Annotated in this window: 22 protein-coding genes; 11 read left to right on the forward strand and 11 right to left on the reverse strand. The window is 68.1% G+C overall.

Translation table 11 applies throughout. The features are described from left to right. Positions 1–12: 12 nt before the first annotated feature. From C441_RS08195 to C441_RS08225, 7 genes are all read right to left on the reverse strand, one after another. Positions 13–2892, reverse strand: coding sequence for a TRAP transporter permease (locus tag C441_RS08195; protein ID WP_007274684.1), 2880 nt, complete (start codon positions 2890–2892; stop codon positions 13–15). A 6-nt stretch (positions 2893–2898) separates the two neighbouring features. Further along, positions 2899–3384 (reverse strand): DUF1850 domain-containing protein, encoded by a 486-nt coding sequence (locus tag C441_RS08200; protein ID WP_049920506.1) that lies wholly within the window; start codon positions 3382–3384, stop codon positions 2899–2901. A 51-nt stretch (positions 3385–3435) separates the two neighbouring features. Continuing rightward, positions 3436–4467: a TAXI family TRAP transporter solute-binding subunit gene (locus C441_RS08205; protein ID WP_004968707.1), complete on the reverse strand. Its 1032-nt coding sequence runs from the start codon at positions 4465–4467 to the stop codon at positions 3436–3438. Positions 4468–4933: 466 nt separating this feature from the next. Beyond that, positions 4934–5137, reverse strand: coding sequence for a DUF7569 family protein (locus tag C441_RS08210; protein ID WP_049920507.1), 204 nt, complete (start codon positions 5135–5137; stop codon positions 4934–4936). A gap of 154 nt (positions 5138–5291) precedes the next feature. Beyond that, the gene (upp, locus tag C441_RS08215; protein WP_004044864.1) at positions 5292–5972 is read right to left on the reverse strand and encodes a uracil phosphoribosyltransferase; all 681 of its coding nucleotides are present in this window, start codon (positions 5970–5972) and stop codon (positions 5292–5294) included. Positions 5973–6080: 108 nt separating this feature from the next. Continuing rightward, the gene (locus C441_RS08220; RefSeq protein WP_007274687.1) at positions 6081–6332 is read right to left on the reverse strand and encodes a hypothetical protein; all 252 of its coding nucleotides are present in this window, start codon (positions 6330–6332) and stop codon (positions 6081–6083) included. Beyond that, positions 6329–7639 (reverse strand): CobW family GTP-binding protein, encoded by a 1311-nt coding sequence (locus C441_RS08225; protein WP_007274688.1) that lies wholly within the window; start codon positions 7637–7639, stop codon positions 6329–6331. Before C441_RS08225 ends, C441_RS08220 begins: the two co-directional genes overlap by 4 nt. Positions 7640–7740: 101 nt before the next feature. On the opposite strand from C441_RS08225, the gene C441_RS08230 reads away from it, so the two are divergent. The 3 genes from C441_RS08230 (at position 7741) to C441_RS08240 (ending at position 10960) form a co-directional block, all read left to right on the forward strand. After that, positions 7741–8037, forward strand: a complete 297-nt coding sequence (locus C441_RS08230; RefSeq protein ID WP_004968702.1) for a hypothetical protein — start codon at positions 7741–7743, stop codon at positions 8035–8037. Between the two features lies 1 nt (position 8038). Further along, the gene (locus C441_RS08235; RefSeq protein WP_007274689.1) at positions 8039–9004 is read left to right on the forward strand and encodes an ArsA family ATPase; all 966 of its coding nucleotides are present in this window, start codon (positions 8039–8041) and stop codon (positions 9002–9004) included. Positions 9005–9139: 135 nt separating this feature from the next. After that, a complete protein-coding gene (locus C441_RS08240; RefSeq protein ID WP_007274690.1) occupies positions 9140–10960 on the forward strand; it encodes a carbon starvation CstA family protein in 1821 nt (606 codons plus the stop codon). Positions 10961–11002: 42 nt separating this feature from the next. Here the strand turns inward: C441_RS08240 and C441_RS08245 are convergent, their stop codons facing one another. Together C441_RS08245 and C441_RS08250 are read right to left on the reverse strand one after the other, a co-directional pair. Then, a complete protein-coding gene (locus tag C441_RS08245) occupies positions 11003–11665 on the reverse strand; it encodes a hypothetical protein (RefSeq protein WP_007274691.1) in 663 nt (220 codons plus the stop codon). Beyond that, positions 11662–12042, reverse strand: a complete 381-nt coding sequence (locus C441_RS08250) for a cupin domain-containing protein (protein ID WP_007274692.1) — start codon at positions 12040–12042, stop codon at positions 11662–11664. The genes C441_RS08245 and C441_RS08250 overlap by 4 nt, the downstream gene beginning before the upstream one ends. Before the next feature lie 88 nt (positions 12043–12130). On the opposite strand from C441_RS08250, the gene C441_RS08255 reads away from it, so the two are divergent. From C441_RS08255 to C441_RS08280, 6 genes are all read left to right on the forward strand, one after another. Then, positions 12131–12340 (forward strand): hypothetical protein, encoded by a 210-nt coding sequence (locus C441_RS08255; RefSeq protein WP_007274693.1) that lies wholly within the window; start codon positions 12131–12133, stop codon positions 12338–12340. A 73-nt stretch (positions 12341–12413) separates the two neighbouring features. Next, positions 12414–13106, forward strand: a complete 693-nt coding sequence (locus C441_RS08260) for a DUF5828 family protein (protein WP_007274694.1) — start codon at positions 12414–12416, stop codon at positions 13104–13106. Positions 13107–13212: 106 nt separating this feature from the next. Further along, complete coding sequence (locus C441_RS08265) at positions 13213–13452, forward strand: hypothetical protein (RefSeq protein WP_004968693.1); 240 nt, start codon at positions 13213–13215, stop codon at positions 13450–13452. Between the two features lie 83 nt (positions 13453–13535). Then, on the forward strand, positions 13536–13907 hold the full coding sequence (locus C441_RS08270; protein ID WP_007274695.1) for a helix-turn-helix domain-containing protein: 372 nt from the start codon (positions 13536–13538) through the stop codon (positions 13905–13907). Positions 13908–14001: 94 nt separating this feature from the next. Further along, positions 14002–15261, forward strand: coding sequence for a threonine synthase (gene thrC, locus C441_RS08275; RefSeq protein WP_007274696.1), 1260 nt, complete (start codon positions 14002–14004; stop codon positions 15259–15261). A 136-nt stretch (positions 15262–15397) separates the two neighbouring features. Continuing rightward, entirely contained in the window at positions 15398–15919 is a 522-nt protein-coding gene (locus tag C441_RS08280; RefSeq protein WP_007274697.1) for a hypothetical protein, read from the forward strand. Between the two features lie 48 nt (positions 15920–15967). Here C441_RS08280 and serA read toward each other — a convergent pair whose 3' ends face one another. After that, on the reverse strand, positions 15968–17545 hold the full coding sequence (gene serA, locus C441_RS08285) for a phosphoglycerate dehydrogenase (RefSeq protein ID WP_007274698.1): 1578 nt from the start codon (positions 17543–17545) through the stop codon (positions 15968–15970). Positions 17546–17682: 137 nt separating this feature from the next. Here serA and C441_RS08290 point away from each other — a divergent pair, with 137 nt between their 5' ends. After that, a complete protein-coding gene (locus C441_RS08290) occupies positions 17683–18348 on the forward strand; it encodes a DUF7504 family protein (RefSeq protein WP_007274699.1) in 666 nt (221 codons plus the stop codon). Positions 18349–18391: 43 nt separating this feature from the next. On the opposite strand, the gene C441_RS08295 is transcribed toward C441_RS08290, so the two are convergent. Then, positions 18392–18829 carry a hypothetical protein gene (locus C441_RS08295; RefSeq protein ID WP_007274700.1) on the reverse strand — a complete coding sequence of 146 codons (438 nt, stop codon included), beginning with the start codon at positions 18827–18829 and terminating at the stop codon, positions 18392–18394. Positions 18830–18974: 145 nt separating this feature from the next. Between C441_RS08295 and serB the strand changes: the two genes are divergently transcribed. Next, positions 18975–19622 (forward strand): phosphoserine phosphatase SerB, encoded by a 648-nt coding sequence (gene serB / locus C441_RS08300; protein WP_007274701.1) that lies wholly within the window; start codon positions 18975–18977, stop codon positions 19620–19622. Positions 19623–19666: the final 44 nt, after the last annotated feature.

Consider the following 19666-nt stretch of genomic DNA (forward strand, 5'->3'; position numbering starts at 1 on the left):
GCCAGTCGGCGGTCAGTCGGTCGGTTCGGCCTGTTCCGCGACGGTCGGCGCGGCCCTGTCGCCCGCCTCGCGGCGGTTCTTCACGGCCAGCGCGCCGAACAGCGCCCCGCCGACCGCGCGCATGGCGAGGTCGACGGCGACCGTGTTGGGAACCTCGCCGACGAGCCCGAGGAAGCCCCCGAAGTCGAACGCGGCGTTCAAAAGCAACATCGGGGCCATGAGGAGGAACGCCGAGAGGGCGAACAGGGCGCGTTCGGTCTTCGACACGCGGCTGTAGAGGTAGCCGATGACGGTCGCGCCGAGTCCGATGACGCCGACGAAGACGCCCGCGACCGGGATGACCACCTCGGGGACGAAGTAGCCGATGTCGGCCACGTCGGCGAGGGTGATGACTGCGGCGGACTCACCGCGCCCGCGGAGGAGCAGGATGCCCGGCGTGAGGGCGAACGCGAACGGCACGATTGCCTTGTTGAGCGACAGCGAGAACGCCTTCGTCCCGGTCCGGAACGGATTGGACCGGGCGATGCCGGAGGCGGCGTACGCCGCGACCGCCACCGGCGGTGTGATGTCCGCTATCACCCCGAAGTAGAGGATGAACAGGTGGGCCGCGAGCAGTGGGATGTCCGAGGACTGCGCGATGGCGGGGCCGAGCAGTGAGACGAGGATGATGTACGTCACCGTCGTCGGCATCCCCATCCCGAGGATGATGGAGGCGATGGCGGTGAAAAGCAGTAAGAGGACGATAGAGCCGCCTGCGACCGCCTTGATGAGCGCGGTCAGGTTCGGGCCGAGGCCGGTCGCGCTGACGACGCCGGGGATGATGCCCGCGGCGGCGACGGCGACGACGACCTCGGTCGAGGTGCGCGCGCCGGAGTCCATCGACTTCCCGATGAACGTCACGTAGCGGAAGACGTTCAGGTCCGACAGCGACGGCCGCGAGACCGCGGTGGCGACGTTGTCGGCCGCCTCGTCGACCGCGTCGTCGAACTCCAAAAGCGGCGAGTCGAGCGCCGGCCGGACGAGCATCACGACGAGGCTGACGAAGATGGCGATGATGCCGAGGTCGCCGGCCGCGGCGAAGAGCGCGGCGGTCGCGCCGAGCGGTTCGCCGCTCCCGCCAGTGACCGCGTCGACGACGCCGACGCCGGTGGTGACGTACGAGCCGAGTTGCGCGACGAACGCCGCCGCGATAGCGCCCAAGAGGGGGACGCGGGTCCGTTCGCTGTACGCCGCGACGACGGACAGAAGCGCCATGATGGCGATGAGCGTGAACCACGCCGAGCGCGCGACGGTCAGGCGCTCGACGAGCAGGTAGTACATGAGCAACACGAGCGGGATGAGGTAGAACCACCCGCGGGTGAGGTGCTTGCCGAGGTCGACGACCTCGGAGCGGTCGAGGCCGCCGATGCCGGCCCGGGTCGCTTCGAGGTGGACCATCACCCACACGCCGAAGAAGAACACCACGGCGGGGATGGCCGCCGCGATGATGATGTCGGAGAAGGGGACGCCGATGAACTCGATCATGAGGAACGCCGCCGCGCCCATCACCGGCGGGAGAATCTGCCCGCCGGAGGAGGCGGAGGCCTCGACGGCCCCGGCGAACTCCGAGCGGTAGCCAGAGCGCTTCATCAGCGGGATGGTGAACGCGCCGGTCGTCACCGTGTTGGCGATGGAGGAGCCGGAGATGGTCCCCATGAAGCCGGACGCGAGGATGGACGCCTTCGCCGGGCCGCCCTTTCGGGTCCCGGTCGCGGCGTACGCGAGGTCGATGAACCACTGGCCGGCCCCGGACATCTCCAGGAACGCCCCGAACAGGATGAAGATGTAGATGAACTGCACGGAGACGGTGACCGGAATGCCGAAGACGCCGTTTTCGGTGTTGTACCAGAGGTTCTGGATGATGTTCGCCCACGACCCCTCGGGGATAGAGAGGACGCCGACCAGCGGCGTCGACGGCGAGATGAGGTAGCCGAACTTCGCGTAGACGATGAACGAGGCGACGATGACCATCAGGTAGAACCCGAGAGAGCGGCGGGTCGCCTCCAGGACGAGGAGGACGCCGACCGCGCCGAGGAAGAACGGGTAGGACACGTCCGCGAAGGGGAGCACGCCGATGACCGCGACGACCGCGTCGGCGAGGAAGCCGAGCGGGCCGAGCACGTCGCCCAACCAGACGAACGGTGCGCCGAGGTACTCGGCGACCGTCCGACCGGCTTCGAGGCCGAACACGCGGAGTTGCTGAATCTCGCCCCACTCGAACACCATGTAGGCCGCCGTGGCGACGGCGAGCACGATGCAGAACGCGTCGAGCGGCGTCACGCGCTCGCGGCCGGGGTCGACCGCGAGCCACCGGACGAACCGGCGGACCCCCGCGGCACCGCGGGTGAGCGGGTGGTCCTCGCCGAGGCTCGACGCGAGGCTCGGGACCACGCGACCGAGCGCCGTGGCGAACCTGCCGTGGCCGGTCGTCGGCGGGAAGAGGACGAACGCCAACACGAGCGCGAAGGCGACGTGAATCGAGTTCACCTGCAGGAGTTGGAGCGCGCCGAGCGACACCTCGCCGACGAGCGGGAGCGTCGCGGCGAACTCGAAGCCGCGGGCGGCCAGCCACGACTGGAAGACGGAAAACGCGATGGCCACGAACGACGTGAGAATCGCCGCCCACCCCGAGAGCGTCCGCTTCCGGTCGATGCCCTCCAGCATCTCCTGTGCCTCTTCTTCGGATAGTTCTTCGTCGGTACTCGCGGCCTCGCGGTCGTCGTCCGCGGGCGGCTCGCCGCCGTCGGTTCGAACCGGCTGGTCGGCCGGTGCCGCGTCGGACTCCGGTGCGGACCGGGAGGCGTCTTCGTCGTCGGGGCCGTCGGGTCGACCCTCGTCGTGTGTTCGGTTCATCGTTGGTCAGTGGAGGGCGGCGTCGAGGACGGAGCGGTGCGTGACGTACAGGCGGACCGAGCGCGCGTCGGACAGCGCCACGAGGTCGTAGGTCTGGTCACCGACGTGTAGCTTGTGGCCGGCGATGCGGCCGGGTTTGACGTACAGGTCCTCGTAGCTCCCCTCGGGGTCGAAGACGAACGAGCCGTTCTCGGTCGTCACGTTCGCCCGAGCGGGGAGGCCCGCGCCGTAGGACTTGAACTCCATTCTGGTCATGACGAGTTCGCCGTCCTGCACAGCGTAGGCGTCGAGGACGCGCGTCTTCTCGACGCTGTGGGTGTATTCGAGCGCGACGGTCGTGTTCTCTTCGACCGGAATCGTCTGTAGTCGCTCGCCGGTCTCGGCGTCTTCGACGACGAGCGCCTGTCCGGCCGGGACGGCGGCGCTCCCGCCGACGGCGACCGCCAGCACCGCGACTACGACGAGGAGACGTGTGGGAGTCGAATTAAGCATCGAAAGGTGGGTAGGAATCCGCTGTTCGAAAGTGAAGCGAAGCGCCCGGGCTTAGCCGAAGTAGGCCTGCGCGCCGGGGTGAAGCTCGATGGACATGCCCTCTTGCGCGCTCTCCTTGGAGATGAAGTCCGTCTTGATGGTGAGGTCGTCGACGTTCTCGAAGATGGCGCTCGTGACCGCTTCGACGGTCGACTCGGGCTGTTCGGCGTTCGTCGCAATCATGGCCTTGACCGAGACGGTCGGGGCGGGGTTCTCCAGACCGTAGGTGCCCGACGGGACCTCGTCGTCGGCGTAGAACGGCGCGGCGTCCTTGACGGCCTGCCGGTTGTCGCCCTCGATGGGGACGATGCGGACGTCCTCGGTCGCGGCGAGTTCCTCGATAGCGCCGACCGGCCAGCCGCCGACGACGAACGCGGCGTCGATGTCGCCGTTCTTCAGCTGGTCGGAGGCCTGCGAGAAGCCGGTGTTCTGCTCGCTGTAGTCGGAGACGCCGAGCGCCTCCAGAATCTGGTTGGCGTTGACCTGCGTCCCGGAGCCGAGGTCACCGGTGTTGATGGTCGCACCGGAGAGGTCCGACGGCGTCTCGATGCCCGTGTCGGCGAGCGTGACGAGGTGAATCGTCTCGGGGTAGAGCGTGGCGACGCCGCGGAGGTTCTCGACGGCGTTGCCCTGGAACGCTTCGATGCCCTCGCCGTTGCGGGCGAAGTAGGCCACGTCGTTCTGAATCAGCGCGAAGTCCGCGTCGCCGCGGGCGAGGCTCCCGACGTTCTCGACGGACGCGCCGGTGGACTGCACCTGAAGCGTGAAGTCGGTCTGCGCCTCGACGACCGACTTGAACTCGTTCGAGAGGGGGTAGTACGTGCCGCCCGTACCGCCGGCGTGCCACGAGAGCCGGGTCTCCGTGCCACCGTTACCGCCGGATTCGGTCGTCGTCTCCTCGGCGGCGGTGGTCGTCTCCTCGCCACCGGATTCGGTCGTTGTCGTCGTCTCTTCGCCGCCGCCGCCGGAACAGCCGGCGAGGCCGGCGAGGCCAACGGCACCTGTCGCGGCGATAAACTGTCGGCGGTCAAGCTTCCGAGTCATACAGTCCCATTCGAGGCGATACGTACTTATGGCTGTTCATGTCAACGGCCAGTATATCCCGAATTTTCCGTCGATACTGCCAGATGATTACCGGTTTTTGAATAGTAATTCGATAACGGGGTGCATCCCTGAACCGGTCGGTCGAAAGGGAACCGAAGTCTCGGGCTGTCGGTCCGATTCGGTCGGGTCTCGACGCGACGGTCTCTCCGCGTTCGCCTTCGAATTCGCCCCGTTCTCGGGGGATTCGACCCGAAACGAAGGGGTTCGGCGAGTCGGGTGTCGACCCCGCCGCACCCCTTGTAACAGCCTCTCACAGTAGTCTACGGGGGTGCGGTTCGGGACGTTCGACTCGAACGAAAAACCGGCCGCCGGAAGCCTGTTTTCGACCCGAAGGGAGGGGGTTCGGACGGCGGTTCGTCGGTCCCCGGCCGTCGGGCGTCGGGGACGCGACCCCGAATCGGTGCCGTCAGTCGACGATTATCTCGGAGTCCGTCGAGTCGCCCGACGACTGCTTGGGCGACATCTGGTCTTCGTACTTGGTTATCCAGTCGGCGAAACAGGTCGGACAGAGCCGCTGGTCGTCCACGGTCGAGCCGTCGACCTGCAACTGGACCGCGCGGGCGAGGGCGTCTTCGACCGCCCGCCCACAGCCGTCGCACGGATCGCTCATCGTCGGCACCCTCCGGCGGCGCGAGGTTCGTCCATGCGTCGGAGGTGCGCGGGCGGTAACTTAGTCGTTACCCGAATCCGGGTCGGCGGCCGAGGCGGCCGTCGGCGACTCCCGCGCGTCGAAGCGAGGCGAGGCGCGACGGGACGAGACCGAGTTACGTCGTGCGGAACGCGCGGTCGCCGGCGTCGCCCAGTCCGGGGACGATGTAGCCGTCGTCGTCGAGGTAGTCGTCGATGGCGACCGTCAGCAGGTCGACCTCGGGGAACTCGTTGTCGACGCGGAGCAGGCCGTCGGGCGCGGAGACCGCCGAGAGGACGAACAGCTTCTCGGGGTCGACGCCCGCGTTTTCGAGGATGTGGTCGAGGACCGAACACATCGTCGAGCCGGTGGCGAGCATCGGGTCGGCCACGATGACGGTGTCCTTCTCCGTGATTTCGGGGAGCTTCACGTAGTCGATGGTGATGGGGAAGCCGCCGTCGTCGTCCATCCCCGCCTCCTCGTCGCGGCCGGCGGAGATGACGCCCTGTTTCGCCCGCGGGAACGCCTTGAGCAGTCCCTCCACGAACGGCGTCGCGGCGCGGAGCACGTTGATGATGACGACGTTGTCGAGGCCCTTCACGCGCTCGCCGGTCGTCTCGGCCAGCGGGGTCTGGATGGTGACGTACTCGGTCTCCATCGCGCCGTCGATTATCTCGTAGCCACAGATGCGGCCGAGTTTGACGAGGCCTTTCCGGAAGGCGACCTGCGTCGTCTCCACGTCCCGGAGGCGCGAGAGCGTGTCCTTCGCCAGCGCGTGCGTGATGAGGTACGCGTCGTCTCGGTCTTCGATGGGCATCTTACTGAGAAGGCGGTTTCCCGAAGGACATAAATGCGGCTATCGGCCGCAAGCGGTGCCCTGCGGGTAGTTCACGCGTAGAATGGGTCGGTGACTCATCCGGCGGTTTCAGTTCGTCACGAGGTACGTAATCGCCGTGAGCACCAGCGCCGCCGACGCGACGTTGACGACCGAGAAGGCCGCGAGGTCGAGGTACGACAGGCCGTAGACGACCACCGCCGCGAACGCCGTCGAGAGGACGAGGTTCATCGCGAAAAGCACCCGCGGGTCGCCCTCGCCCCACTCTATCTCCTCTCCCCGTTCCTCGTCGTCGCTTCCGCGGCCCCTGTCGTCGCCGGCCCGCTCAGACTCGCCGCTCATCGTCCGCTCTCCGAGGCCGCGCCCGCGGTCGGGACCGACTCGCGCTCCCGGGTCGGCTCCGCGAGCGCGACTTCCGCGCCGGGTTCGGTCGGGTAGCCGCCGGCGTCCGCGGACGCGCCGGGGTCGAGCAGGTGGGCGTCGAGCGCGCCCGCGAGCGCGGCTTCGTCCATCCCGCGGCCGATGAACACCAGTTCGGTCCGCCGGTCGCCGTGGTCGTCGTGCCAGTCGAGTTCGGGGTGGTTGCGGCGGTAGGTGTCCTGTTCGAACTCGGGCCGGGAGGCGACCCACGGGCCGGCGGCGGCGACGTACGCCGACGGGCCGGCCTGACTGTAGGTGTAGTGGACGTCCTCGGCTCCGGCGACCCACAGCGACCCTTTCGCGCGGACGACCGAGTCCGGGAGGTCGCCCAGCACCGCCGCCGCGCCGTCGGGGTCGAGCGGTGCCCGGCGGCGGTAGACGAACGAGGTGACGCCGTAGGTCGCCTCGGCGTGGGGGGTGTCGCCGCGGCTGTGGTCGTGGTCTGCGTCGCCGTGGTCGTGGCCGTGGTCCTGCTCGTGGTCGCCGTGGCCGTCTCGGTCGCCCTCGCTTCCGTCCGCGTCACTCTCCAACGCGGCCCGCCAGCCGACGGGCGCGTCGGGGTCGTGGAGGTCAGACAGGAGCAGGTCAACGTCCACGTCGCCGTGGGTCGTCTCCACCACGGTCGCGCCGGGGCGGAGCGCCTCGACCGCGTCGCGGACTGCCGCGAGCTCCGCGTCGGAGACGAGGTCGCGCTTGTTGAGGACGACGAGGTCGGCGCTCTCGACCTGCTCGACGAGGAGGTCAGAGAGGGGGCGCACCGATCCGTCTCCCTCCTCGGCGACGGTTCGGTCGGGGTCGCCGCCGCCGAAGGTGTCGGCGAAGAGTCTGGCGTCGACGACCGTGACGAGACCGGCCACGTCGTAGCGGGCGGCCGCCCGCGAGGTGACGAACAGCCGGGCGACCGGACCCGGCTCCGAGACGCCCGACGCCTCCACGACGAGGTGGTCGAACGACCGCTCGCGCGCGAGGCGGACGACCGCGGTTTCGAGATCGTCCTGTAGCTCACAGCAGATACAGCCGTTCGAGAGCTCGGTCACGCCGTCGCCGACCGCGAGGTCGGACTCCTCGGCGACGAGTTCGGCGTCGACGTTCACGGAGCCCATGTCGTTGACGAGCACGGCGATGTCGCGGTCGCCGGCGTTCGTCAACAGGTGGTTGAGAAGCGTCGTCTTGCCCGCCCCGAGACTCCCGCCGAGCACCGTCACCGGAATCGTCTCCCCCGCGTTCATGAGCGGGCCTACCGGGTCCGCACATATGAAATCGCAGGTATCCAGCGCGGACGTTCGTGAACGATACCCTTTTGTCCGAAAACGGGTGAGTGTGTAAACTGATGACGCTCGCCGCGCGCATCGAATCCTTCCGCGAACTCGTCGAAGAGTGGCTCCGCGGTCTCTACCACGGGATGATTTCGCACCCCGCCTACGAGAAGATAGAAAAGCAGGCCGAGGACGACGAGGACGCGTTCATGCTCGCGTGCTTCCCCGACGCGTTCGGCATCCCCTCGCCCATCTCGTACTACACCGCCGAACTGCTCCCGTACCTCGAAGACGAGTTCGAGGCGTGGGAGCGGCGGATGTGGGACCGCGGGTCGCTCCTCGAACGCAAGGGCCACCAGTATCACTTCTAACATGCGCAAATTCGTTTTCTTCGGCGGCAAAGGCGGCGTCGGCAAGACCACGATGTCCAGCGCTTACGCGGTCAAGTGCGCCCGCGACGGCGTCCGGACGCTCCTCGTCTCGACCGACCCGGCTCACAGCACGAGCGACGTGTTCGACCAGTCCTTTACCGACGAGCCGGCGGCCGTCGCGGACGAACCGAACCTCGACGCGATGGAGATCGACCCCGAGACCGAGGTGCGCGACCATCTCATGGAGACCAAGCGGGCGATGGGCGACCAGGTCAGCCCCGCGATGGTCAACGAGATAGACCGGCAGATAGAGATGGCCCACCAGACGCCCGGCGCGTACGAGTCGGCGCTGTTCGACCGCTTTATCGACGTGATGCGCTCCGCTGACGAGTACGACCGCGTCGTCTTCGACACCTCGCCGACCGGCGGGACGCTCCGACTGCTCTCCCTGCCGGAGTACCTCGACGGCTGGATTCAGCGGCTCCTTCACAAGCGAAAGGAGTCGGTCAAACTGTTCGAACGCGCCGCCATCGGCAACAACGAACCCCGGCGCATGATGGACGGCGACCCCATCATCGCCCGCCTCGAACAGCGCCGCGACGACTTCTCGTTCGCCAAGGCGACGCTTCGGGACGACGCCGCCTTCTTCCTCGTCGTGAACCCCGACGAACTGTCGCTCCGCGAGACGGAGCGCGCCATCGACCAACTCGACTCCTACGGCCTCGACGTGCGCGGCCTCGCGGTCAACCGCCTCACGCCCGAACCCGACCCCGACGAGTCGGGGCGGGGCGCGACGTTCTTGCGCGAGCGGGTCAAGACAGAGCGCGAGCGACTCGCCGACCTCCGCGAGGATTTTTCACCGCCGCTCGTCGCCGCCGTCGAGACGCGGGTCTCCGAGGTCAAAGGCGACTTCCTCGGCGAGGTCGCGTCCGAACTCGACATCGACACCGCGCCGAATACCCAGTAAGCTGTCACAACGAGCCGTACGGCGGGAGTTTTCGACGTACCCTCCGAACGAACCTGTCGTTCGAACACGATAGATACCTATCTATCGTTACCGTTAAGGTAGGCATTTTCGTGTCTTCCAATGGGGCAGCGTACCATGGTACAAGTCATTTGGATGGTCGTCACGGTATTTGCGTTGTTTACGATCGGGTATCTCGGTTACTCCCGATATCTCGCGCAGTTCGTCGAACTCGACGACAGTCGTGAGACGCCAGCGCACAAGTACGAAGACGGTCAAGAATACGTTCCGGCGAAAAAGCCGGTGTTACTGGGGCATCACTATTCGAGCATCGCGGGCGGCGCGCCGATTGTCGGGCCGATTACGGCGGGCGTGGTGTGGGGCTGGGCCCCCGCGCTCGCGTGGATTGCAATCGGGAATCCGCTTCTCGGGAGCGTCCACGACTTCGTGTCGCTGTCGAGCAGTCTGCGACACGACGGGAAGTCCATCGGCTACATCATCGGCGAGTACGTCGGCGAGCGCGGCAAAAACATGCTGTTGTGGTTCGCGTTTCTCACCATCGTCCTCGTCGTCGCGGTGTTCGCCCTCGTGGTGGCCATCGTGTTCAACGCCTATCCCGAGGCGGCCACGGCGAGTCTGGTGTACATCGTCCTCGCGGTGCTGTTCGGCGTCTACCTCTACCAGCTGAACCTCCCGTTCCTGCCGGGGACCGCCGCGTTCGTCATCGCGATGTTCGTCGGCGTCTACGCGGGGATTCAGTTCCCGGTTGCGCTGTTCGAACCCGCGGCCCGCGCGCCCGCCGAGACGTTCGTCCTGTTCTCCGGCTCCGGCGCGTGGCTCCCCGGCGCGAGTTCGTTCAACGGGAACACCGCGGCGTGGGTGCCGCTCATCCTCGTCTACGGGGCGATTGCGAGCGCCCTCCCGGTGTGGGTGCTCCTGCAACCGCGCGACTACCTCTCGTCGTTCCTGCTGTACGCGGGCGTCGGCGGCGCGCTCGTCGCCATCGTCGTGGGCACGCTCTTCACGACCCCGTCTCAGCCGCTCGTGACGAACCTCGAACCGTACTACGGCTTTATCGGCCGCTCCGGCGCGCCGCTGTTCCCGCTTCTGTTCATCACCATCGCCTGCGGGACCATCAGCGGGTTCCACTCGCTCGTCTCGTCGGGCACGACCTCGAAGCAGTTGAACAAGGAGTCCGACGCGCGCGTCATCGGCTACGGCGGCATGCTCGGCGAGGGCCTCCTCGCCACCGTCGCGCTGGCGACGGTCGCCATCATCGCGCCCGACGTGGGCGGCGGTATCGGCCTCGCCCTGCCGACGTTCGCGGCGGGCGGCGGCGTCATCCTGTCGAGCTTCGGTATCCCGACCTCCTTCGGCGGGCCGTTCATGGCCCTCGTGCTGGTCAGCTTCCTCCTCACGTCGACCGACACCGCGGTTCGCCTCGGTCGCTACATGATGGAGGAAATCGTCGGGACGCCCGAGACGCCGGTCGAGGAGTTCGCGACCAACCGCTACGGCAACGCGTTCGTGCAGTCGCTCCCGGCGTACATCCTCATCACCAGCGGCTCGTGGCTGACGCTCTGGCAGTTGTTCGGCGGCGCGAACCAGCTTCTCGCCGCGCTGGCGCTCCTGACCGCGACCGTCTGGCTGGCCAACTGGGACGACTCCAAACAGCTTCTCAGCACGGGCCTGCCGATGGCGCTCATGACGACCATCACCTCGCTGGGCCTGCTTTGGCTCGCGTTCCACGACAACATCTACGCGAAGTTCATGAACCCCGACTGGCTGGACTCGGCGGGCACCTTCGCGATGGTGTCGGCGGTCGTCCAAATCGTCCTCGCGCTGGTGCTCGTCTATCTGGCGCTGTCACTGGCGAAAATCGGCTACGGCAACATCAGAGACGCCCGGAGTTCGGGCGGCGGCGGTAGCGGCGGTCGCCCGCGACCGAGCGACGACTGACGCGCGGTCGTTCGCCGTTCGACCTCCGACCTCCGTTTTTTCTCACCGACGCAACTTCCCGAGGAGCCGGTCTAACAGCCCGTCTGAGACCGCCGGCGAGCCGTCGCTCCAGAGCGTGAACGCGGCGACCGAGTCGGCGTTGCGGCTCGCCACGGCGTCCTCGTCGGCCGGCGCGACGACGGCGAGGTTCACCTCGTAGTGGCCGTAGTAGCCGAACTTCAGGAGCGTCCGGTCGGAGAAGTCGGACACGAACGCCCGGACTTCCTCCGGTACCGCGTCGGCGACGAGCACGAAGGTGAAGTCAGTCCCGTAGTGCTTCTCGTCGGGTGCTATCCACTCGTCGGCGAGCGCGTGGCCCAGTTCGACGAGCCGTTCGAGTTCGGCGACCGTCGCCGACTCGACCCGCCGCGCGAACATGTACTCCATCGCGTGGTGGTTGGCGTAGTTGATAGACCGGTGGAGGAACTGCTTTTGGCTCTCCATCCGCATCGAGCCGAACAGGTCGAACCGCTCGCCGCGGACGGCGTACTCCCGCTCCAAGTCGTAGTTGTACATGAGCCGCTCGGCCGCTCGGTCGAGGTACTCGTCGTCCCACTCGGGGCGGTCGAGGGCGGGACTGGCTGTCGATGCGTCCGGGTCGCTCGCCCCGTCCGCCCCGTCCGGGTCTCCTGCTCCCCCAGCGTCCTCGGGTTCGACGCTCCTCATTCCTCGTCGGGGTCGTAGGGCACGGCGTCGCCCGACACGGCCGGCGAGCCGAGCGCGAGCAGTTCGACGGCCTCGTCCGCGTCCTCGGGGTTGTACGCCCGGTGTGGGCTCTCGGGGTCGGCGACGAACAGGCCGTCGGCGCCGACTTCGAACGTCTCGTCCGGCGTCTCGACGAACAGCGTGCCCGAGAGGACGTAGAACGCCTCTTCCTGTTCGGTGTGGTAGTGATAGGAAAGCGGCACCTGCTCGCCGGGTGCGGCCCGGAAGCGGTTGAGCGCGACGGTCTCTAAGCCCCTCTCCCCGCCGATGCGGCGGAGTTCGCACGGGCGGTCCTCGGCGGGTTCGACGGCGGTGGCGTCCACGACGCGATATCCCATGAGACGGAGCAACACGTTCGAGCGTATAAGACCGTCGCGACCCGCCCGGAAACCAAGGTTTATTCGTGATGGTTCCGAAGCGCGGCGCATGGCAGACTCGCCCCGCGAGGCGTGCGGCCGGTGTTCGATGACGACCGTCGTGGACGCCGCCGCGAGCGAGGACCGCGACCCGTTCGGCGACGACCGAATCGAGCTCGACGCGTCGGCGCTCCGGGCCGCGTCGCCGGCGGCGTGGCTCGGCCGGGTGTCGGCCCGCCTCGACGCGGCCGCCGAGCGCTTCGTCTACGGGGAGCGCTAGACGTTCTCACCCGTGTGCGAACCTGTCCCCTCGTAGAGTTTATACCGTCTGGCGCGTATTCCCGTCAACGACAATGGAAGAGAGCATCTCCGGGTTCAAACGCCGCGGCACCTGGGACGAGGTCGTCGAACACGGGGAGCGAATCACCCGAGCGCTCCGCGACGCCGACGTCGACGGCACCGCCTTCGACGACTGGGACGAGTGGCGGCCGAAGTCCCACGAGCGGCTCGGCGAGGACGTAAACGAGAAGACGGCCCAGCAGGCCAGCGTCGGCGAGGGCGAAGGCGAGAAGGCGGGCAAGACCCCCAACGACGACCTCAAGACGGCGGGAGAGAAGCTCTCTCGCTCCTACGAGCGGGTCGAGGAGGGCGACAACGAGGGGGCCGTCGAGTCATGGCAGGACTCCATCAACTACGTCGCTCGCGCGGCCGACTCCGCCGGCCGGAAGGCGCTCCGGAAGGTCGAGGACACGGTCTACCGCAACGTGATGACCCAGTTGGCCCCGTACTACTTCGACAACGAACTCGTGAGCGCGAACATCCAGCGGGTCGGCCGCGGCACCGGCGACGAGCGGTTCGTCTTCGAGGTGAACGTCAACGACGACGAGCTGAAGTCGATGGTGTCGGAGACGTTGCGGGGCTTCGAGGACGAAATCGACCGCTGGCACATCGACACGCCGAAGGAGACCGAGGTCGCGGAGGCCGTAGAGGGCGTGGAGGTGCCGACGACGGACGAGGAACACCGGTCTAACTGGACGACGAACTGAGCCGGCTTCTGTTTCGGCTCGGCTCGTCGCCCGCCGCCGGAACGCGCTTTTGACGGCACCCACCGCCATCGACAATACTGATGGCGCTCGCCCGCGACCCTCCGGTATGCCCGAGCCGCTCCGAGTCGAGTCCGGCGAACTGACCGCAGACGAAATCCTCGACGCGCTCCGCGATGGCCGCCGCGTCGTCGTTCGAGCGGAACTGCTCGGCGGCGTCCACGAGGTGACGCTCCGCCACGACGGGACGGTATTCTACTGCGACACGCCGACGACGCTCCACAAACACGAGGACGAAGACGGGATGCGAGCCTGCGTGCTGAAGATGGGCTACGCGAAAGCGGAGTAGCGTCGGTGCGGCGTCCCGGCCGCGGCGGCCGCCCGCTCGCCTGTAGGTGAGGGTTTAATCCGACGCACGGCGAACAGGTGTGCATGGCCGACGCACCGGACATGGGCGAACTGATGGAGAGCGAGGACCCGAACTTCGGACAGGTCCTCGCGTGCGTCTTCGGCATCCAGAGCCACGAGAGCCGGACGTATCTCGCACTACTCGACAACCCCGGAAGCACCGTCGCCGAACTGGCGGAGGTGCTCGACCGCGACCGGAGCAACGTCAACCGCTCTCTGACGACGCTCCTCGACAAGGGTCTCACCGAGCGCAAGCGCCGCCTGCTCGACCCCGGCGGCTACGTCTACCAGTACACGGCGACGCCGCTCCCGGAGGCCAAGGAGATGATGCACGCCGCACTCGACGAGTGGGCCGAAGACGTGCACGCCCGTATCGACGCGTTCGGCGAGTCGTAGGCCCCCGGTCGACCGCGCTCCCGGCGAGTCCGTCGCCCGGCAGGTGCCGCCCAAACCCGCCCGCTTTTGTCCCTCTGGTGCCACCGCCCGAGCAATGAGCCTCGAACTCACGGCACCCGCCCCCGAGGAGCCATCCGTCGCCGACGACGGCACCTGGCTCGAATGTATCGCGTGCGGCGCGCAGTTCGCGCCGTTCGAGGACGTTCGGTACACCTGCGACGACTGCGACGGCCTCCTCGAAGTCCGCTACGCGTCCCCGCCGACGTGGGACGACTTCGAGGGCCGCGGCGTCTGGCGCTACAACGCCGCGCTCCCCTTCGAGGAGGGCGTCTCGCTCCCCGAGGGCGCGACGCCGCTCCACGAGGTCCCGCGCCTCGAAGCCGACGTGGGCGTCGAGACCCTCCGCGTCAAACACGAGGGGATGAACCCCACCGGCTCGTTCAAGGACCGCGGCATGACCGTCGGCGTCCGCGTGGCGAAGGAACTCGGCGTCGGCCGCCTCGCCTGCGCCTCGACCGGGAACACCTCCGCGGCGCTCGCCGCCTACGGCGCGCGCGGCGGGATGGAGACGCTCGTGTTGCTCCCCGCCGGCAAGGTCGCCGCCGGGAAAATCGCGCAGGCGTCGCTCCACGACGCGCGCATCCTCGAAGTCGACGGCAACTTCGACTCCTGTCTCGACATCGTACAGGACCTCGCCGCCCGCGGCGAGGCGTACCTCCTCAACTCGCTGAACCCCTTCCGACTGGAGGGCCAGAAGACCATCGGCCTCGAAATCCTCGAAGAGTTCCACGAGGACTACGGCACCTACCCGGACCGCATCGTCCTCCCCGTCGGCAACGCGGGCAACACCTCCGCGCTCTACAAGGCGTTCCGCGAACTCGTCCAGTCGGGCGCGCTCGACGCCGACGACGTGCCGAAACTGACCGGCGTGCAGGCCGAGGGCGCGGCCCCGATGGTCGAGGCCATCGAGAACGGCTGGGACGAGACCCGCCGCTGGGACGAGGTCGAGACGCGCGCGACCGCCATCCGCATCGGCAACCCGGTCAACGCGCCGAAGGCGCTCCCCGGCATCCGCGAGACGAACGGCACGGCCGTCGCCGTCTCCGACGAGGAGATCACCGAGGCACAGCGCGACCTCGCGGGCGAGGGCGTCGGCGTCGAACCCGCCTCCGCCGCCTCCGTCGCCGGCCTCCGAAAGCTCCGCGCCGAGGGCGTCGTCGACGTGGACGAACAGGTCGTCTGTCTCACGACGGGTCACCTCCTGAAGGACCCCGACGCGGCGTTCGAGGCGGGCGACGACCCCGAACCCGTCCCGAACGACACCGAGGCGGTCCTCGAACACCTCGCCGAGTAGGGCGTCCGGCCCGGTACCGACCCGTCGCCGACGGCCGCGCACGACGGCGCTCGGAGCCCTCGGTCCGCGGGCGATGACGCGCGTCGGGTGCGCGTCTGACACATTCTTTTCATTCTGTGGTACGTCGTGCCACACGATGTCGCTCAGTAGCATGCCGACCGGAACCGTCAGTCGAGACGGGGCCGGGTCGAGAACGTACCCCCCGGACGGAACCGAAACCGGGTCGTCCACGGCCGCGGCCTCGTCGCCAGCCGCGTCCTCGACTTCGTCCGCGTCTTCACTCGCGTCCACGTCTTCACCCGCGTCCGCGTCCCCATCCGCGTCCGCGCCGCCTCGCGGTCGTCGTCAGTCGTCGCCTCCCGCCGACGCGCGGGGCCGAGACGCCCTCCGGCGCGAGAACGAGGCGCTCCGCCGCGCGAACGCCCGGCTCAACGCCCGTCTCGACAGCGCCGACGCCGACCGACAGCAGATAATCGACCGCTACGAACGGCTGTTGGCCGAGAGCCGCGGTCGCGGTCGAACGCGGCCCCACGGCCGCTCGGGCCGGCGGAACGACCGGTCCCGCCGCTCCGGGAGCGAATCGAGCGCGGCCGACGCGGTGCGGACCGCCGTCGGTCGCGTGGTCGACCGGGTCGCGTCGGCGCTCGGCCGACGGTAGTGCGGGCGGTGCGGGCGTTCGTTTAGAAAGAGGCGCGGGTCGGCCGCCTCAGAGCGTGATGAGGTCGACGTCGATGATGCGGTCGTCGGCGAGGAGCTTCTCGCGGACCCTGTCCGGCACGTCGTCGTCGAGGTTGTAGACGGTCAGTGCCTCGCCGCCGGCCTTCGCGCGGCGGGCGTTGAACATCCCGGCGATGTTCACGTCGTTCTCGCCGAGGACGGTCCCGATGAAGCCGATGACGCCCGGCTTGTCGTAGTTGCGGGCGACGAGCATCTGGCCGTACGGGATGGCGTCGAGGCGGTAGCCGTTGATGCGGACGATGCGCGGGTCCTCGCCGGTGAAAAGCGTCCCGGAGACGGTCATCTCCTCGTCGCCGTTGCGGACGGTGACGGTCACGAGGCTCTGGAAGTCGTCCGACTGGCGGGACTTCGACTCGACGACCTCGATACCGCGCTCCTTGGCGACCTGCGGGGCGTTGACGGCGTTGACCTGCCATTCGAGCGGCGCGAAGACGCCCTTCAGCGCGGAGGCCGTGACGAGTTCGATGTCCTCGCCCGCGATGTCGCCGGTGTACGTGACTTCGACTTCGCCGAGGCGGCCGTCGAGCAGTTGGGCGGCGATTTTCCCGGCGGTCTCGGCGAGACCGATGTACGGCTGGATGCGCGGGAAGGCGCTCTCGTCGACCGAGGGCGCGTTGAGCGCGTTGATGACCGGCTCGTCGCGGAACGCGGCGACGATTTGGTCGGCCGTCGAGACGGCGACGTTCTCCTGTGCGGCCGAGGTGGACGCGCCGAGGTGCGGCGTGACGACCACGTCGTCGACGGAGAGAAGCGGGTTGTCGGGCGAGACGGGCTCGTCGGCGAACACGTCCACCGCGGCCCCGTCGATGACGCCGGCGTCGACGGCCTCGGCGAGGGCGGCCTCGTCGACGACGCCGCCGCGAGCGCAGTTGACGAGGTAGCCGCTCCCCATCGTTTCGAGCTCGTCGGTGGAGATGAGTCCCTCCGTCTCGGGGGTCAGCGGCGTGTGGACGGTGAGGAAGTCGGCGCGGGCGAGACAGGCGTCGAACTCGACGAGTTCGGCACCGAGCTGGTCGGCGCGCTCCTCGCCGATGTAGGGGTCGTAGGCGACGATGTCCATCCCGAGCGACGAGAACTTCTTTGCGACCTCCTGGCCGACGCGGCCGAGGCCGACGACGCCGAGGGTCTTGCCGTTGACCTCGTTGCCGAGGTAGTCGGACTTAGCCCACTCGCCGTTCTTCAGGCGGGCGTGGGCCTGCGGAATCGAGCGCGCGGCGGCGAAGCCCATCGCGACCGTGTGCTCGGCGGCGGCGCGGACGTTCCCCTCGGGCGCGTTGGCGACGATGACTCCGTGTTGGGTCGCGGCGTCGATGTCGATGTTGTCGACGCCGATGCCGGCGCGTCCGACGATGACGAGGTCGGGAGCCGCCTCGAACACCTCGGCGGTCACCTGCGTTCCGGAGCGGACGATGAGTCCGTTCGCGTCGGAGACGGCTTCGAGTAGCGCGTCACCTTCGACGTCGTACGCGGTCTCTACCTCGTAACCGGCCTCGCGTAACCGGTCCAGACCCGCGTCGGCGATCGGGTCCGTGACGAGTACCTTCATGCGCGTAGGGTCAGACCCGCGCGGGTTAAGGGTTGTCACAACGGCCGATATCGTGACATTGAGACTGTCTCGCACGGTTTGGGGAGCGACGTGCTCGCCCACTAGTATTATCTGCCCGAACCCGATAGATTCGGTAGATGGTCTTCCGTCCCGAGAACGCTTCGCCGGCGACGCAACCGCCCGAGGTGTCGCTTCCGGATTCCGGTTCCGTGCTCATCGCCGGCCCGACGATGACGCGGAAGCGGCGGCTCATGCTCTCGATGCTCGCGCCCGGCGAGCGCGACGACGCGGGGACGGTCGTCGTGACGACGAAAAAGCCCGCGCCGAGCATCGCACGGGAGCTGTCGTACATCAGCGGGTCGCCCCCGGAGCAGTTCGAGGTCATCGACACGACGAGCGTCGCCGACCTCCTCGGCGACCGCGCCGACGCGGGGAACCTCCGGTACGTCTCTAGCCCCGGCGACCTGACCGGCATCGGCATCCACCTGACCGAGTCGCTCCGGGAGTACTACGAGGCGAGCCGGTCGGCCCGCGTCGGCCTGCACGTCCTCTCGACGCTCGTGATGTACACCGACCTCAAGCGGCTGTTCCAGTTCCTGCACGTCATCACGGGTCGCATCTCGGCGGCGGACTTTTCGGGCGTGTTCACGCTCGACACCGGCTTCGTCGACGAGCGCGAACTCGCGCTCCTCAAACAGCCGTTCGACGGCTTCGTCGAGACGCGCGACACCGACGGCGACCCCGAGTTCCGAGTCCGCGGCCTCGACGACGGCCCGCGGTCGTGGACGCCGCTTCGAATCTGAGCGGGCGTCGCGGCCGCCCCGCGGACGTGCTTACGAGTGGCACTTACGAGAGGTGCGTCACCGCGAGGTCGACCAGCGGCGAGTTCGCCCGGTCGAACGTCGCGATGGCCCCCGACCACTCGTCGTGCGGATAGATGGCGACGACGACCTCGTCGAACCACCTGATGACGGCGTTCAAATCCCCGTAGTCGCCGAGTTCGGGCTCGTTGACGGGCTCGCCGAGCGCCTTCATCACGAGCGTCTTCACGCGCTCGCCGCGCTCCTCGGGTCCGAGTGCCTCGTCGATATCCTCGCGGAGGTAGAGCAGTTCGAACGTCTCGCCGTCGTACTGACCGACCGCGCGCACGTCGGCGTCGTCGAGGTCGCGCAGGCTTCGGACGAACTGTCGGAGCGGGCTGTCGTCCCCGTTGCCGAAGTCGTCGGTCAGGTCCGCTTCGACGTCGCTGAGCGTCTCGTGTTCGGCGTCGTGACGGTCGTCCATACGTGCTTGTCAGGGAGACGACGGATAAATAGCTGTGCGCGGTCACCCCTCATTTCCCGCCGGTGGCCGACTCGCCAGCGCGCGTCCCCCGCCGCATAACTGCCGACGCGGAAGCTTTGAAACCCCGCGGCGACGACGGGCAGATATGCGCATCATCGCCTTCGACTTCGACGGCACGCTCTCGGACTCCGAGATGACGGTCCTCCTCGGCAAGAAGAACGGCACGGCCGACGAGATGGCCGACATCACCGAGCGGGCCATGAACGACGAGATGAGCTACGCGGAGAGCCTCCGGTCGCGCGCCCGCCTCCTCGAAGGCCTCGAAGAGGAACTCGCAGAAGAGGCCTACGGCGAGGTCGAACTCCGCCCCAGCGCGGCCGACCTCATCCAGCGCCTCCGCGACTACGGCCACCACGTCGCCATCTTCACCGGCGGGTTCGAACGCGGTGTCGAGCGCGCGCTCGAAAAGGAGGGCGTCGAGGTCGACGACATCGTCTCGAACCGCCTGCCCGTGAAGGGCGGCCGCCTCACCGGCGACGTGGAGGGGTCGCTCATCGAGGGCACGAAGGACACGGCGCTGGAGAATCACGCCGCCGAACACGACGTCCCGATGGACCGCACTGTCGCGGTCGGCGACGGCGCGAACGACCTGCCGATGCTCGAAGTCGCCGGCCTCTCGGTCGGCTTCGTCCCCAAGGACGCGGTCCGCCCGGCCTGCGACGCCGTCGTCGCCTCCATGGACCGACTCGGAAAGCTCTTCGAGAGCCACGGGATTCTCGACGCCGACGAGTAGCCTGATTGTGGTCTGCTAACACTTATCATATTTCGGCCCGTAGC

It is taken from the genome of Haloferax sulfurifontis ATCC BAA-897, from assembly GCF_000337835.1.
GTDB classification, from domain to species: Archaea; Halobacteriota; Halobacteria; order Halobacteriales; family Haloferacaceae; genus Haloferax; species Haloferax denitrificans.

Coding starts and splice junctions, on each gene's coding strand:
- C441_RS08195 (WP_007274684.1), bottom strand. CDS start 2,892: ATGAACCGAACACACGACGAGGGTCGACCCGACGGCCCCGACGACGAA.
- C441_RS08200 (WP_049920506.1), bottom strand. CDS start 3,384: ATGCTTAATTCGACTCCCACACGTCTCCTCGTCGTAGTCGCGGTGCTG.
- C441_RS08205 (WP_004968707.1), bottom strand. CDS start 4,467: ATGACTCGGAAGCTTGACCGCCGACAGTTTATCGCCGCGACAGGTGCC.
- C441_RS08210 (WP_049920507.1), bottom strand. CDS start 5,137: ATGAGCGATCCGTGCGACGGCTGTGGGCGGGCGGTCGAAGACGCCCTC.
- upp (WP_004044864.1), bottom strand. CDS start 5,972: ATGCCCATCGAAGACCGAGACGACGCGTACCTCATCACGCACGCGCTG.
- C441_RS08220 (WP_007274687.1), bottom strand. CDS start 6,332: ATGAGCGGCGAGTCTGAGCGGGCCGGCGACGACAGGGGCCGCGGAAGC.
- C441_RS08225 (WP_007274688.1), bottom strand. CDS start 7,639: ATGAACGCGGGGGAGACGATTCCGGTGACGGTGCTCGGCGGGAGTCTC.
- C441_RS08230 (WP_004968702.1), top strand. CDS start 7,741: ATGACGCTCGCCGCGCGCATCGAATCCTTCCGCGAACTCGTCGAAGAG.
- C441_RS08235 (WP_007274689.1), top strand. CDS start 8,039: ATGCGCAAATTCGTTTTCTTCGGCGGCAAAGGCGGCGTCGGCAAGACC.
- C441_RS08240 (WP_007274690.1), top strand. CDS start 9,140: ATGGTACAAGTCATTTGGATGGTCGTCACGGTATTTGCGTTGTTTACG.
- C441_RS08245 (WP_007274691.1), bottom strand. CDS start 11,665: ATGAGGAGCGTCGAACCCGAGGACGCTGGGGGAGCAGGAGACCCGGAC.
- C441_RS08250 (WP_007274692.1), bottom strand. CDS start 12,042: ATGGGATATCGCGTCGTGGACGCCACCGCCGTCGAACCCGCCGAGGAC.
- C441_RS08255 (WP_007274693.1), top strand. CDS start 12,131: ATGGCAGACTCGCCCCGCGAGGCGTGCGGCCGGTGTTCGATGACGACC.
- C441_RS08260 (WP_007274694.1), top strand. CDS start 12,414: ATGGAAGAGAGCATCTCCGGGTTCAAACGCCGCGGCACCTGGGACGAG.
- C441_RS08265 (WP_004968693.1), top strand. CDS start 13,213: ATGCCCGAGCCGCTCCGAGTCGAGTCCGGCGAACTGACCGCAGACGAA.
- C441_RS08270 (WP_007274695.1), top strand. CDS start 13,536: ATGGCCGACGCACCGGACATGGGCGAACTGATGGAGAGCGAGGACCCG.
- thrC (WP_007274696.1), top strand. CDS start 14,002: ATGAGCCTCGAACTCACGGCACCCGCCCCCGAGGAGCCATCCGTCGCC.
- C441_RS08280 (WP_007274697.1), top strand. CDS start 15,398: ATGTCGCTCAGTAGCATGCCGACCGGAACCGTCAGTCGAGACGGGGCC.
- serA (WP_007274698.1), bottom strand. CDS start 17,545: ATGAAGGTACTCGTCACGGACCCGATCGCCGACGCGGGTCTGGACCGG.
- C441_RS08290 (WP_007274699.1), top strand. CDS start 17,683: ATGGTCTTCCGTCCCGAGAACGCTTCGCCGGCGACGCAACCGCCCGAG.
- C441_RS08295 (WP_007274700.1), bottom strand. CDS start 18,829: ATGGACGACCGTCACGACGCCGAACACGAGACGCTCAGCGACGTCGAA.
- serB (WP_007274701.1), top strand. CDS start 18,975: ATGCGCATCATCGCCTTCGACTTCGACGGCACGCTCTCGGACTCCGAG.